Genomic DNA, 14,101 nt, shown 5'->3' with positions numbered 1-14,101 from the left:
GATTAACCAATCAACAATTCATCGGAATCAAGATCGGGCGATTGGCTGCGTTGGGCGGCAACTGGGATGCGCAAGGTAAAGTTCGAGCCTTTATCCACGGTGCTTTCGACCGAAATTGCGCCGCCAACTTGTTGCAAAATCCCATACACAACCGAAAGCCCAAGCCCAGTTCCCGTCACACCTTTAGTGCTAAAGAATGGCTCAAAAATACGTTCGCGATGTTCAGGCGGAATCCCAATGCCTGTATCTTCAACATTGATAAAAATTTGGCCCTTTTGATGCGCCGAACGAATGGTCAATTTGCCGCCATCGGGCATTGCGTCAATTGCATTGCGCACCAGATTGATCAGCACTTGCTTACAGGCATCGCTACTAATGTTTGGCGCTGGCAAATCGGTTGCCAACTCTTGATAGAGTTTAACATTGGCTTTATCAAGTTGCGGCTTGGTAATGTGCATCAATGAAATAATCAAATGATTGAGATCAGGCGGCACACCATCATTATTGGGCTGATAAAAATTAACCAGGGTATAGAGCAAGCGCGCAATCCGCGCCACTTCTTCATCAAGCCCTTGCACCAAATCGCCAAGGGCACTGCCAGGCGTGTGTTGCTGCGCCACCAACTCCAAGCCCGAGCGAATAATCGCCAGTGGATTGTTGATTTCGTGAGCCAGCGAAGCCGCCATACGGCCCATGCCCGACAGCTTTTCGGCCTCGACCAAGCGGCCTTGGGTTTCGCGCAGCGTGCTATAGGTGCGAGCATTGTGCAAGGCAATCGAGGCATAGTCGGCGAGCATTTGCATCAAACGCTCATCGCCTTCGTCGAAGTTGCGCCGATGGGTTGTCGCAGCCACGGTCAATACGCCCAAGGCTTCGGTGCCAACCAACAATGGCACCATCAGCACAGCTTGGGCCAGATAATTGGCTTGCACGCGAATCCCATCGCGCTCGGAATTAATCCGAATTGGTTTGTTGGTTTTGATTGTGCGCGTTGCCAACTCATAATCGGTGTGCTTACTCAGCTCACGCAAATGTAAGGGATTAATATTATGCGAGGCTCGCACAACCAACTGATTATCATCAATTAATTGGACAAAACCTTCGTCTGCATTCGAAAGAAAAACCGAGGCTTCAACAATTCGTTCCAACAAATTGCTGGCATCGAGTTGGGCGGTTACCGCTTTACCGACGCGATGCAACACGGTTAATTGGCGCACTTGGCCTTGTAATTGGCCAAGCAAAATTTCTTTTTCACGTTGCAAACGCCACTCACGCAGCGCCCGATCGATTGCCTGAGCAACATCTTGCGGCTCGAATGGCTTGATCAAATAATCGCGCACGCCCATTTTGAAGGCCGTCACGGCGATCCGTTCCGAGCCTTCAGCGGTCATGAGCAAAATTGGCACAGTGTTGCCATCGGTGCGCAGCTTGCGCAGTAAATCCAACCCAGTTGTATCAGGCAGTTGATAATCGAGCAAAATGAGGTGGGGATGATGCTGGCTGATTGCGTTCAGCCCATTTCGCCCAGTTTCAGCCAACACGACCTGATAGCCCAGCGAACGCAATTGAGCCTGAAGTTTCACCCGAATTGCTTCACTATCGTCGATTACTAGAATCGTTTCTTGACCACTTGCCATAGGCTCGCCGTTCTACAATGCTCAACAAGGAGATTCTCGCCAAAATCATACGACAGAGAAGCGTAGAACGCAAGGACGGATTAGCCGAAGGATGAAGGATGAAGGATGAGGGATGAAGGAAAAGGCAAAAGTCAAAAGTCAAAAGGCAAAAGTCAGAAAGCAAATGGCGATGGGCTACGGGCTGTGGGCTAGCAGACATGGGTTGGCATAGCAAAAGTCAAAAGTCAAAAAGCAAAACTTAGAGGGCCATTGCGATGGGCTACAGGCTTTGGGCTAGCGGACATGGGTTGGTAAATCAAAAGCTAAAAGCCAAAAGCCAAAAGCCAATAGCCAATAGCCTATCGCCATCAGCCTATCGTCCTTCGCGCTCTTCGCGCTCTTCGCGGTTTCACGCCTTCTGGCCCCTAACCCCTGAACCCTGATCCCTCGGCCTACTCAAAATTGCGTGTGCCACCAAAGACCCGCCCAACGGGCATTGTCACAATAAAGCCCGTATTGGGATTATTCAGCGAGCCAGTGATTTGCTCGGTGACTGCGACCAAATGCTCAACTTGGCTGCTTTGCACCACGGTTAGCAGCGTAAAATGGTGCATCTCATCGTCCTCAAGCAATTCGCGCAACGAGGGAAACAAGGGTGCATCATCGCGATACAACGCATTGCCAATTCGGCCAAGACCTGTGCTGCGTAGCACCGTAACGCCGCGCACGCCTTGCTCTTCCCACGCCCGCAATACCTCATTTAAGAGATCAACATCATTTAAAATAAAGATCAATGTTTCTAATTGGCCTTGATTCATGGCAATTGCTCCTTTGCTACAACACTGACGAGAATTGATTTTAGTTTGGTTGCGGGCTTGGCGTTTCTGCTTTCGGCGTTTGCTCGTTGCCAAACGACCAACGTAAGACTAACGGCGTGACCAAGGTTGTTACCAACACCATCAGCACGGTCATAGCAAACACATCTTCGCCAATAATTCCTTGGCGAATGCCGACGCTAGCGACAATCAAGCCAACTTCGCCACGCGAAATCATGCCCAAGCCAACCTGCAACGATTCTTTATTATTCATGCCGCCAAGTTTCGCGCCCAAGCCACAACCAATAATTTTGCTCACAATCGCAATCAGACACAGTAATGCTGCAAATACCACCAAATCGCTTGGTAAGGCAAAAATATTGGCATGCAAGCCGATGCTGGCAAAGAAGATTGGCACAAAGAAGGCGTAGGTCAACGTTTGCATGCCATCCTCAATTCGGTTGTGATAGGGCGTGCGACCAAGAAATACGCCAATCAAAAATGCGCCAGTAATGGCAGCAACGCCACCCAAGGCTTCTGCACTCCATGCTGCAATCAGCACCAGCACAATCGCGCTGCTCACCAGCGGTTGGCTAATTGGCAATTTAGCAGCTTTACGCATGAGCCATGGCAATGCGCGCAGCCCGAAAATGCTCATCACGACGAAATAAAGTAGCATTACGCCCACAATACTTAGCACCGTCATAATGCCGCCGCCGCTGCTAGCAGTCAAGGCCACAAAGGTCGAAAGCAGCACAATCACCAAAACATCATCGACAATTGCCGCCCCCAGCAGCGATAAACCAACCCGCGAACGCAATTTGCCTAGCTCCAGCAAGGTCTGGGCTGAAATTGAAACGCTGGTTGCGGTCAGCAAAATGCCAATAAACAGGCTTTTGGTGAACGAGTAGTTGTTGGGCCAAAACCAAGCCAGCGCAAAACCTCCAAGCAACGGGATGATCACACCCAGCACGCCTGCGATGGTCGAAACTTTGCCTGCCGCCAACAGATCAGGCAATTTGACCTCAAGCCCAGCCACAAACATCAAGAAAATCACGCCAATTTCGGCAATTTCAAAGACGGTTGTTTGCAAGTGGGGGCTGGTAAAAAAGCCAAGTTGCAGAAAATTCAGCACACTAGGTCCAAGCAAAATTCCCACTAAAAGCTCGCCTAAAACTGCTGGCTGCTTGAGTTTGGTGCTGATAAGCCCACCAATTTTGGCAGCGGCAATCAACACCGCCAACGCTAGCACCAATTGCAACAGCGGCGACATGCCATCACCAGCAGCGGCTGCTGGCGCTGGTGCAGCATTGGCTTGAACCACGATCAGCGACATGCGAAGCTCCTTGTTGGCTGCTTTGGGGCCAGCAAACGCAACCAAAACTAAACTAAAAAAGCCGCATTACTGCGACTGACTCCACCATGGTTGTCTCGGCGACGAGACGATATTCACTTTGGGCATGGCCCTGTATCAAGCACTGTACCCGAAAAAATCGGCTTGGTCAAACGATGGATATTGATCCACGAAGGGAAATTAGCTATGGGCTATTGGCTTTTGGCTATTGAATCCAGGATCATTCTACCAATTGTTCCGATAGCCGACAGCCTGAAGCCTATAGCCATCGTTCCTCTGCGTTAAATATTTGATCCACGAAGGACACGAAGAGCACGAAGCCTGAAAATACGAAGATCGCGAAGATCGCGAAGGGTGGGAATGACTTCATCCTTCATCCTTTCTGTTGGCCACAGATTCCACAGATTATTATGATTAGGTTCGTGTGTTCCCATAGCCGATAGCCATAAGCCAATAGCCCCGTCACCGATCCCCAGTCCCCACCAACCGATCCCCAAGCTCTATGTTCTATGCTCTATGTTCTTTCTTGCCTTCATCCTTCGGTGCTCTGCGCCTCTGCGTTGAAATAGTAATCCACGAACGACACGAAGCCTGATTTTTTAGCCACGAATTCCACAAATTGCACGAATGATTATTTTTTTAGCCACAGATTCCACAGATTATTTTTGATTTTATGTTCTATGCTCTATGTTCTATGTTCTTCATGTCGTGCCCCTAACCCGTAATCCCAAGTATGATATGATCTAGCGGATACTGCTATTCGCTTGATGCTAGTAAGGATGTTGCCCTATGAGCGATGCACCTGAAATGCTGCCCGACGAGCAGCCAGATGCTGCGCCAGTGTTCGATAAAGAAGCTGCTCGCGCCCGCTACCGCGCCATGATGCGCAGTTGGCCCATGCGTTTGATGTTTGCCATGACTGGTTTGGTGATTGTGGCAACTTGGGTGTTTGCCTTTGGTGCAGCCTATGGCCCCGATGTCAAAGAATTGCCCAACCACGATGTTACGGTTGCGGTCGCTGATTGTAAAACTTGTCATAACGCTGGGCTGCCAACCGCGCCCAGTTTTAACCATAGCTTTGCGCCAACCTGTGGTTTTTGCCATGTGCAGGGCATGCCGCCAACCACGCCATTAACCAACACATCGAGGTTGCGCTAATGCTCTATGCAGATACGATTGCCGCATTGGCTACTCCACCCGGGGTTGGTGGGGTTGGAATTATTCGGGTTAGCGGCCCGCAAAGCCTCGCCATCGCCCAAGCCGTGATCAAACCGCGGCGCAAAGGCGTTTGGCGCTCCTACCAAATGCGCTATGGCCATGTGGTCGATGAACAAGGCCAGGTTGTCGATGAAGTGTTGGCGGTTTTTTTCAAAGGCCCACGTTCCTTCACCGGCGAAGATATTCTTGAAATTCATTGCCATGGCGGCCCGCTGCCGTTGCGCCGAACCCTCAGCTTGGCTTTGGCTCATGGGGCACGCTTGGCCAATCCAGGCGAATTTAGCTTGCGAGCGTTTGCCAATGGCCGCATTGATTTGGCCCAAGCTGAAGCAACCCTCGATGTGATCGAAGCCCAAACCAATTTGGGCCTGAGTTTAGCGCTCGATCAGCTTGGTGGTGGGCTTTCGCGCGATTTGCGCAGCCTGCGCGAGCAGTTGATGTATCCGCTGGCCTATGTTACTGCACTAACCGATTTCCCCGAAGATGATGTGCCAAGCGAGGAATTGCTGCCGCCGTTACAACAAGCCCAGCTCCTGCTCAGCCAACTATTGGCCGGAGCCGATCAAGGGGTGGTCGTGCGCGAAGGGGCACGGGCGGCGCTGGTTGGTCGCCCAAACGCTGGCAAATCGAGTTTGATGAATGCTTTGTTGCGCACCGAACGCGCAATCGTGACTGCGATTCCAGGCACAACCCGCGACACCTTGGAAGAAACCGCCAATCTTGGCGGCATTCCGGTGGTGCTGATCGACACTGCGGGCATTACCGAGACCGACGATGTGGTTGAGCGAATTGGCGTTGAGCGCTCGCGGGCAGCCTTGAGCAAGGCCGATTTGGTGTTGCTTTTGATTGATGGCTCGCAGCCGTTGAGCGCCGAGGATCTGGCGATTGCCCAATTAACCCACGAACGCCCAACTATTTTGATTGCGACCAAGGATGATTTGGGCCACCACGCCGATTTGGCCCCAATTCGCCAAACCCATCCTGCGCTCCGAGGCAGCATCGCAATCTCGTCGCAGGCTGGCACGGGCTTGGATTATTTAGGTACAATGGTCGCTGAGCAATTGCTTGGTGGTTTGCCGCTCAGCGATGCCCGTTTAGTGACCAATCCACGCCACCGCGATGCCCTGCGCCGCGCCAACGCCGCCCTTGAGCAAGCCATCCAAGGCTTTCAAGAAGGTCGCCCAGTTGATCTGATTGCCATCGATTTGCATGAGGCCATTGCCAGCTTGGGTGAAATTACTGGCGAAACGGTCGAGCATGATTTATTGAATATGATCTTTAGTCGCTTCTGTATTGGCAAATAACTGCCCAACCCGCAAGGAGCAAGCCCGTGCTAGATTCAAAGCAGCTACCCGTCGAACGCGCCAAACTTTACGCTCGGATTATGCTCGGCATTACAGCGCTGTTTCTGCCAATTCCCATTATCGGTTGGGAAAATGTGCATTCGCAGATTAATTTTTATGTGGCGATTGTGCATGGCTTGCTCATCGTTGGGTATATTTTTCTGGTCAAGCCCAATAATCTGTATCCATTAACCTTATTGTTGCACTTTGCCAGTTCAATTACCGTCGCAATGATCAATCATAATGTTGGCGGCTTTGTCTCGTATCATTTTGCAACTATTTGTATTGAATTGGTTGGGGCTGGCTTTATTTTGGCTCGTGGGCGTTGGATTTTCGCAGCGGTGGCAATTAGTATTTTTACCCATCTAATTGCCATCAGTATCGAAATGAATCGCACGTGGGGCTTTAACGATGCCGATTCGTTACTGATGATGAGTGTTAGCGACAATTACAAATATTTAGCCATGGTTTCGCAAACGATTTTGCTGATTGGCACGGGAGTGATTATTGCTGCGCTGATGCACGTGATTAATCAGCGTGAACAAGCGTTGGAGCAATCGCGCCAAGCTATGCAGCAACGCTCCGATGAGCTAGCCACGTTGGCGATTCGCTTAGAAACCTCAAATCAACAATTAGTTTCAACTGAAACGACCTTGCGCCAAACCGTGGATGCGCTGACCGTGGCAGCCCTGCCTGTTGGCGATGATGTGGTGGTGCTGCCATTAATCGGCGGCTTCGATGCCCAACGGGCAGAAGCGGTGGAAGCTTCCTTGCTTAGCTATCTGCACGAACAACGAGCCAACACCTTAATTCTTGATCTGACCAGCGTGCCAGCAGCCTCGGAAACGTTGTTGACGATGCTCGAACGGATTATCCAAGGCGCACGATTGTTGGGAGCACGCGTGATTTTGGCTGGATTGCAACCAGAAGTCGCGCCAATGATGGTAAAGTTAAAGCTCAACCGCCAAAACGTGCTATCTGCACCAACCCTGGCGGCAGCCTTAGAACTTCGTTCAACCTAAGCATAAGGGGGATTGTGTGGAAACAACCCGCGCCCATGTGATTGTGACCGGAACCGTGCAGGGGGTGAATTTTCGCGCTAATTGCCGCGACCAAGCGCGTTTGGCCAAGGTTGGCGGTTGGGTCAAAAACCTGCCCGACGGCAGCGTCGAAGCAATCTTCGAGGGTAGCCAAGCAGGCGTGCAGCGCATGATTAGCTGGTGCTATAGCGGCCCAGTGCATGCTAAAGTGCAACATGTTGAAGTCACGTGGGAAGAAGCAACCCATCGCGAGCCAACTTTTGATATTGCGTGGTAACCAACAATGACAATTAAATCAATTGGCATCTTGCTGTTCAACGATGCAGAGGAATTGGATTTTATCGGGCCAATGGAAGTGTTTGGCATGGCCAGCAATTGGGTTGATCTGACGGTCAATACGGTTGCCGAGCAAGCCCAAACTGTCAAAGCCCGTTATGGCCTGAAAATTCAGCCAGATTATGGCTTTGCCGATGCGCCAGCTTTTGATGTAGTGTTGGTGCCAGGTGGGCTTGGTGCACGGACGCATGCCCGACACAACAACCTGATTCTCGATTATTTGCGCCAACAGCGTGATCGGGGCTGGGTTGTTTCGGTTTGCACTGGGGCCTTGGTGCTTTCGGCTGCTGGCTTGCTCGATGGCCAACGAGCCACAACCCATTACACCGCCTTTGATCTTTTGGCCGAAAATAGCCAGATTATGGTCGAGCGTGAACAGCGCTATATCATCGCGCCGCCAATTGCTAGCTCGGCGGGCGTTTCAGCAGGCATCGATTTGGCGCTTGCCTTGCTAGAAACCTGGTTTAACCCAGAACTGCGTGCCCAAGTTGCCGAGCGCATCGAATGGCGCTAGGGTCGTAGCCGAGAAATAGCTATGTCAAACAGCAACCAGCGGCGCATTCAATGGCTCTATTGGCTTTTGGCCTTGCCAGCGCTCGCTTTTTTTATGCTCTTTTTTGGAGTGCCACTGTGGGCAATTATGCAACGCGCCTTTGCAGAAAAGGGCTTGTTGGTTGCCATTCAAGCAGTCGTGAGCAACCGTAGCTTGCTGCATGTTGTGGCCTGGAGCGCTTGGCAAGCCAGCCTTTCAACCCTGTTTACCCTGCTGCTCGGCGTGCCAACCGCCTATATTCTGGCGCACTATCGCTTTCCCGGGCGGGCATTGATTCGCTCGTTGATTGCAGTGCCATTTGTGTTACCAACTGTGGTTGTAGCCTTGGCTTTTCGGGCTTTGCTTGGCGAGCGTGGCTTGGTCAATCGCTGGTTGATGGCGTGGTTTGAGCTTACGCAAGCGCCGTTGCAGCTTGAGCAAAGCCTTGGCATGATTTTGCTGGCCCATGTTTTTTTCAACTTGACGGTGGTGGTGCGTTTGCTCAGCGCCTATTGGAGCAACCACGACCAGCGTTTGGAGGCTTCGGCCAATGTGCTGGGCGCGCCGCGCTGGCGGGTTTGGCTCGAAGTGACCTTGCCCTTGGCAATGCCAGCCTTATTAGCAGCAGCATTATTGGTTTTTACCTTTACGTTTTCGGCCTTTGGCACGGTGCTGTTATTGGGCAGCAGCCAACAACGCACGATCGAGGTCGAAATTTATGATCAAGCGATTCGTCAATTTAATTTGCCTGTTGCTGCAACTCTCTCGCTGTTGCAAATTCTCACCAGTTTGGGCTTGACCTTGGCCTATACGCGGCTTGTACGGCGGAGCAGCGTGGCCCAAGAAGCGCAGCAATTGCCGTTGCGTCGTGCTCAGCGTTGGCCAACGCGCTTGGCTATTGGCTTGGTTATGCTGCTGGTGGGGAGTCTGATCGTCTTGCCATTGGGCAGTTTGCTGCTTGGCGCATTGCGGCTTGATGGTCAGTGGAGCCTTGAATATTTTCGCATGCTGAGCATCAATCAGCGTGGTAGTTATGCCTATGTGCCGCCAACCCAAGCTATGCTCAATTCGCTGCGCTATGCAGGCATTACCACAATCTTGGCGTTGGCGTTTGGTATGCCCTGTGCCTATTTGCTGGCTCAGCCCCAAGGCCACCTAACCAAGCTGCTCGATGGCATGCTGATGCTGCCCTTGGGAACATCGGCGGTAACCATTGGTTTGGGTTATATTATCGCTTTTCGTTCGTATGAACTTTGGGGCTGGGAAACTCCTGATCTGCGGCGTTGGTCTGGCTTGTTGCCACTCGCCCATACTTTGCTGGCCTTGCCATTCGTGATTCGCACAATGTTGCCAGCTTTGCGGCGTTTAAACCCACGTTTACGCGAGGCTGCGCGTATGTTGGGTGCAAAACCATGGCAGGCTTGGTGCGAAGTCGATTTGGGTTTGCTCTGGCCAAGCATCATGGCTTCGGCGCTCTTTGCCTTTACTGTTTCGTTAGGCGATTTTGGGGCAGCGCTGGTTGTGAGCGTAACCAGCCCCGATACCGCCACCATGCCCGTGGTAATCTTTCGCTTTTTGGGCCAACCTGGCGCAAGCAACTATGGCCAAGCTTTGGCAATGAGCAGCCTGTTGATGCTGGTTACCTTTGTAAGTTTTGGGCTGTTGGAGCGCTTCCGCGACCAAGGTAGCGAATGGTGATAACTAGACAGAATGGAGTATAATAGCATTGGAATCAGTTGGCTTGGCGAAGGATGGTTGCATGAAACGAGGGTCGGTACGCCGGACAATGATCACCATTGCAACCGTGCTTTTGAGCTTAATGACCGGGTTAAATATCGTTGGGATTATTGAGCGCAATATGCTCAATGATGATATTGAATATGTGATTGATCTCGAAGATGCAGAACGCTTAGCCCGCGAAATTAGCCTCTATACCCAATATCAAGCTCATGCGCTCGATGCCTATGCCTTGGGCTATAGCGATGAGCGCGAACACTATACCCGTTATCGCCAAGCCTTCGATGATAAACGCCTCGAACTCGAACAATTCTTCCAGCACATGCAACCAAGCCCCGAAACCCAAGCCGCCTTCGATCAGGTGCAAAAGCTGAGCACCGATTATCAAGATGCAGGCATTGCCTACCTCGCGCAAATCGATTTGCGCTTGCAAAATGCCAGCAACGACCGTTCGCCTGATGAGCTTTCGGTTTGGAAAATCGTCCATGAGCGAGCCGACCAACTCGACGATGCCAGCCAAGTCTTATCCGATATTATCGACGACCAATCTGAAGCGCTCGAAGCCTCGATTACCAAGCAAAATGGCCGCATGATTGTGGCCTTAACTGGCCGCAGTATGGCGATATTTGTGCTGCTAATTCTATTCGTCTACTATCTGCTAGGGCGGGTTGGTGGCCAATTTAATTTGGTGCGCGATGGTGCGAAACGCTTTGCTGATGGCGATTTCTCAAGCGATATTCCGATTCGGCGTTATGATGAAGTTGGCCAGCTTGCCGCCAGTTTCAACACCATGGCCCAAACGATTCGCGGCCAAATTGAGCGACTGGAACAAGCTAAAGATCACGCGCAACGCTTGCAATTTGTGGCCGAAGAAGCCAATCGCGCCAAAAGTAATTTCTTGGCCAATATGAGCCACGAACTGCGCACGCCCCTCAACGCGATCATCGGCTATAGCGAAATTCTGCAAGAGGAATGCGAAGACCTCGGCCAAACCGCCATGATCGAAGATCTCGATCGGATTCGGCTTTCAGGTCGCCATTTGCTGACCTTGATCAACGATATTTTGGATTTGGCCAAGATTGAATCGGGCAAGGTTGAAATTTTGCCTGAGGAAATTTCGCTGCCTCAATTGTTGCACGATGTGCGCTCCACCGTCGATCCAATGATCATCAAAAATGAAAATCGCTTGGTGATCGAATCGGCGGGCTTGCTAACGATGATTAGCGATGAAACGCGCTTGCGCCAGATTTTGGTCAATTTGCTGAGTAACGCTGCCAAATTCACCGAGCATGGCCGAATTACGCTCCGAGTGCAGCCGAGCGAAGAATCTGGTTGGATCAATTTTAGCGTGCACGATAATGGCATTGGCATGAGCAACGCCCAATTAGCCCGCTTATTTCAGCCATTTACCCAAGCCGACGCTTCAACGACGCGCAAATATGGTGGCACTGGGTTGGGCTTGGCCTTAAGTCGCCGTTTGGCGCAGCTGCTTGGCGGCGATATTCGGGTGCAAAGCGAGTTGGGCGTTGGCTCGACCTTTAGCGTGCATCTGCCGCAATCGGTCATCGATATGGCTCCAGTTTCGCTACTTGATGAAGCGCCAGTTATTATTAGTGAGGCCAATACCAATCAACCAAAAGTGCTGATTATTGATGACGATCGTAATGTGCACCACATGCTTTCGCGCACCCTCAAGCGTGAAGGCTGGAGCGTTTTGAGCGCACTCAATGGTGAAGATGGTTTGGCGATGGTGCGGACGTATCATCCAATGGCGATTTTGCTCGATGTTTTGCTGCCAGGCCATATCAATGGCTGGGAAATTTTGGCCGAAATCAAGGCCGATCCAACGATTGCCGCGATTCCGGTCATTATGCATACGATTGTGGCCGAGCCGAACCAAGGCGTTTCGTTTGGGGTTTACGATTATTTGATCAAGCCCGTTGATCGCGGCCAATTGTTGCGCACCCTGCGCAGTTGTATCGACCCGCAAAACGATAAAACCCAATTGGTGCTGGTCGTTGATGACGATCAGGATAGTCGGGCGATGTTGCGGCGCATGCTCGAAGGCGCTGGCTGGAAGGTCTACGAGGCTGCCAATGGCCGCGAAGCCTTGGGCGCATTGCATAGCCGCCCATTTGGCGCAATGATTCTCGACCTCATGATGCCTGAAATGGATGGTTTTGAAACGATTGCTGCCTTGCAAGAGCTTGAGCAATTCCGCGATCTGCCAATTATTGTGGTTTCGGCCAAAGAGCTAACCGATGAAGAACGGCAGCAGCTCGAAGCAACGGTTGAGCGCGTGGTTAGTAAGGGGAATGTGCGACGTGAAGAGATTTTGGCCTTGGTACGCGAGCAAGTTCGGCGACGGGTGGAGCAACCGCCTACAACCACGTAAATTGCTCCGCTGGAGCGTGCGCTTAATGCTTGCGTTTGCAATTGCTCTATTGCTGGTCAATAGTTGGGTGCGTTGGGCAACCGCCGCTTATCGTTTCGACGATCTGGCGAGTATTCCAAGCCAACAGGTTGCAATTGTATTTGGGGCTGGCATTCGCAACAATCAACCAAGCGCAGCGCTACGAGAGCGGCTTGATGGCGCAATTCGTTTATATCAAGCAGGCAAAGTGCAACACCTCTTGATGAGTGGCGATAATAGCCAAGTTAATTATGATGAAGTGAGCGTGATGCGTGAGTATGCGCTGGCCCATGGCGTGCCTACTAGCGCGATTACCCGCGACTATGCTGGCTTCAGCACCTACGAAACCTGCTATCGAGCCAAAGCGATTTTTGGCCTTGAACAAGCAATCCTTGTGACCCAAGACTATCATTTGCCGCGTGCAATCTACACCTGTCGCGAGTTGGGGTTGGCGGCGATTGGCCTGAGCATTCCTGATTGGAGCCATCAGCCAGAACAGGCCACCACCTACTATCCGCCAATGACCCAAGTGCGCTACACCACTCGCGAATGGTTGGCGCGTTGCAAAGCGCTGTTTGAAGTGCATATCAGCCAGCCGCAACCAACCTTTTTGGGGCCAAGCGTCGGCTTGGGTGAAAACACCAGCGCCCAACAATAAAGCAGTAACCGCCGAAATTGGCGACAACTTCGGCGGTTGTGGGATGATTATTCGACCGTAGTTGGCTCGGTTTGGGCAATAAATGGCAATTCGACCACGGTTGCTTGCTGCTCGCCAACGCTGAATTGGCTGCCAATCTCGTGGGCAGTACGCACATAGCCCAAACCAATGTACTGCTTCAAGTCTGGCGACCAAACCACGCTGGTCAATGTACCAGCATCTTTGCCATTGCTAAGCAATTGAGCAGGCACTTCAACCACGCCGCTCAGTTGCAAGCCTTGGAGCTTTTTGGCCAAGCGCCCGCGACTATCCATGCGCGCAATAATTTCTTGGCCAATGTAACAACCTTTGTTGAAGCTGACTGCATCCCACAAATTGGCCTCAAGCGGAATATACTCCTCGTTGAGTTCATTCAAGGCTGGGTAACCAGCTTCAACCCGCAAGGTATGGTAGGTTTCGCGGTCAAGCAAGGCTGCCTTGGCATCGTCGAAGGCTTCACATAAAGCATCGGCTGCTGCGAGATCGGCAAAAATTGCCCAGCCAGCGCCGCGCATCGGGCGAATACGCGCCAAGCGCACCGGACAGCCATCGATTTCCGCGCTGACATGCTGCCACAAACCAACCTGCTCGAGTGCTTGGTTGGTCAATTGCTCTAAGATTGCGGTGGCTTGGCTGCCATACACCCGCATCTGATGCACGCTCTCGGTGACATCGCGCACCTTGAATTGATCGCCATAAAACTTATTGCGGCCAAGATAAGTCGTTAATTGTGCTCCACGATTGGCGCTCGTAATCGCCCAAATCGTATCATCATCGATCGCCAAGATCGTGATTAAATCGATAATTCGCCCAATGTTGGTGGTCAGCACCGTAATTTGACCAGTGCCAGGAGCCAAATTGAGCACTGCATTGGTCGAAAGCCGATTAATCAACACCAAACGGTCACGGCCTGTAATTTCCACACACCCAGCCGATGAGCGATCCAAATAGACCGCTTGCTCGCTGGCAGCTCGATACGCCTGTTCATTCATAACCAACG

12 protein-coding genes are annotated in these 14,101 nt (G+C 51.7%); 8 read left to right on the top strand and 4 right to left on the bottom strand.

Translation table 11 applies throughout. The features are described from left to right. Nucleotides 1-2 precede the first annotated feature (2 nt). The 3 genes from C5S61_RS08260 to C5S61_RS08250 all read right to left on the bottom strand — a co-directional run bounded on the left by C5S61_RS08260 (nucleotide 3) and on the right by C5S61_RS08250 (nucleotide 3,767). Nucleotides 3-1,637 carry a hybrid sensor histidine kinase/response regulator gene (locus C5S61_RS08260; protein WP_110514594.1) on the bottom strand — a complete coding sequence of 545 codons (1,635 nt, stop codon included), beginning with the start codon at nucleotides 1,635-1,637 and terminating at the stop codon, nucleotides 3-5. 431 nt (nucleotides 1,638-2,068) lie between these two features. Next, complete coding sequence (locus tag C5S61_RS08255; RefSeq protein WP_110514593.1) at nucleotides 2,069-2,434, bottom strand: hypothetical protein; 366 nt, start codon at nucleotides 2,432-2,434, stop codon at nucleotides 2,069-2,071. Between the two features lie 40 nt (nucleotides 2,435-2,474). Next, nucleotides 2,475-3,767: a cation:proton antiporter gene (locus tag C5S61_RS08250; protein WP_110514592.1), complete on the bottom strand. Its 1,293-nt coding sequence runs from the start codon at nucleotides 3,765-3,767 to the stop codon at nucleotides 2,475-2,477. Between the two features lie 807 nt (nucleotides 3,768-4,574). On the opposite strand from C5S61_RS08250, the gene C5S61_RS08245 reads away from it, so the two are divergent. The 8 genes from C5S61_RS08245 (at nucleotide 4,575) to C5S61_RS08210 (ending at nucleotide 13,062) form a co-directional block, all read left to right on the top strand. Then, nucleotides 4,575-4,943: a hypothetical protein gene (locus tag C5S61_RS08245; RefSeq protein WP_110514591.1), complete on the top strand. Its 369-nt coding sequence runs from the start codon at nucleotides 4,575-4,577 to the stop codon at nucleotides 4,941-4,943. Further along, on the top strand, nucleotides 4,943-6,307 hold the full coding sequence (gene mnmE, locus C5S61_RS08240) for a tRNA uridine-5-carboxymethylaminomethyl(34) synthesis GTPase MnmE (protein WP_110514590.1): 1,365 nt from the start codon (nucleotides 4,943-4,945) through the stop codon (nucleotides 6,305-6,307). Before C5S61_RS08245 ends, mnmE begins: the two co-directional genes overlap by 1 nt. A 26-nt stretch (nucleotides 6,308-6,333) precedes the next feature. Next, a complete protein-coding gene (locus C5S61_RS08235) occupies nucleotides 6,334-7,368 on the top strand; it encodes an STAS domain-containing protein (RefSeq protein WP_110514589.1) in 1,035 nt (344 codons plus the stop codon). A 16-nt stretch (nucleotides 7,369-7,384) separates the two neighbouring features. Then, nucleotides 7,385-7,663 carry an acylphosphatase gene (locus C5S61_RS08230; protein ID WP_110514588.1) on the top strand — a complete coding sequence of 93 codons (279 nt, stop codon included), beginning with the start codon at nucleotides 7,385-7,387 and terminating at the stop codon, nucleotides 7,661-7,663. A gap of 6 nt (nucleotides 7,664-7,669) precedes the next feature. Further along, a complete protein-coding gene (locus C5S61_RS08225) occupies nucleotides 7,670-8,236 on the top strand; it encodes a DJ-1/PfpI family protein (protein ID WP_110514587.1) in 567 nt (188 codons plus the stop codon). 21 nt (nucleotides 8,237-8,257) lie between these two features. After that, on the top strand, nucleotides 8,258-9,952 hold the full coding sequence (locus C5S61_RS08220; protein WP_110514586.1) for an ABC transporter permease: 1,695 nt from the start codon (nucleotides 8,258-8,260) through the stop codon (nucleotides 9,950-9,952). A 61-nt stretch (nucleotides 9,953-10,013) separates the two neighbouring features. Continuing rightward, nucleotides 10,014-12,386 (top strand): response regulator, encoded by a 2,373-nt coding sequence (locus tag C5S61_RS08215; RefSeq protein ID WP_110514585.1) that lies wholly within the window; start codon nucleotides 10,014-10,016, stop codon nucleotides 12,384-12,386. Between the two features lie 25 nt (nucleotides 12,387-12,411). After that, the gene (locus tag C5S61_RS08210; RefSeq protein ID WP_240614476.1) at nucleotides 12,412-13,062 is read left to right on the top strand and encodes a SanA/YdcF family protein; all 651 of its coding nucleotides are present in this window, start codon (nucleotides 12,412-12,414) and stop codon (nucleotides 13,060-13,062) included. Between the two features lie 47 nt (nucleotides 13,063-13,109). On the opposite strand, the gene ygfZ is transcribed toward C5S61_RS08210, so the two are convergent. Further along, nucleotides 13,110-14,093, bottom strand: coding sequence for a CAF17-like 4Fe-4S cluster assembly/insertion protein YgfZ (gene ygfZ, locus C5S61_RS08205; RefSeq protein ID WP_110514583.1), 984 nt, complete (start codon nucleotides 14,091-14,093; stop codon nucleotides 13,110-13,112). Between the last annotated feature and the right edge of the window lie 8 nt (nucleotides 14,094-14,101).

Source organism: Herpetosiphon llansteffanensis (assembly GCF_003205875.1).
Lineage (GTDB): Bacteria > Chloroflexota > Chloroflexia > Chloroflexales > Herpetosiphonaceae > Herpetosiphon > Herpetosiphon llansteffanensis.
The sequence above is the reverse complement of the archived record's forward strand: the minus strand, read 5'-3'. Positions and strand labels throughout refer to the sequence as shown.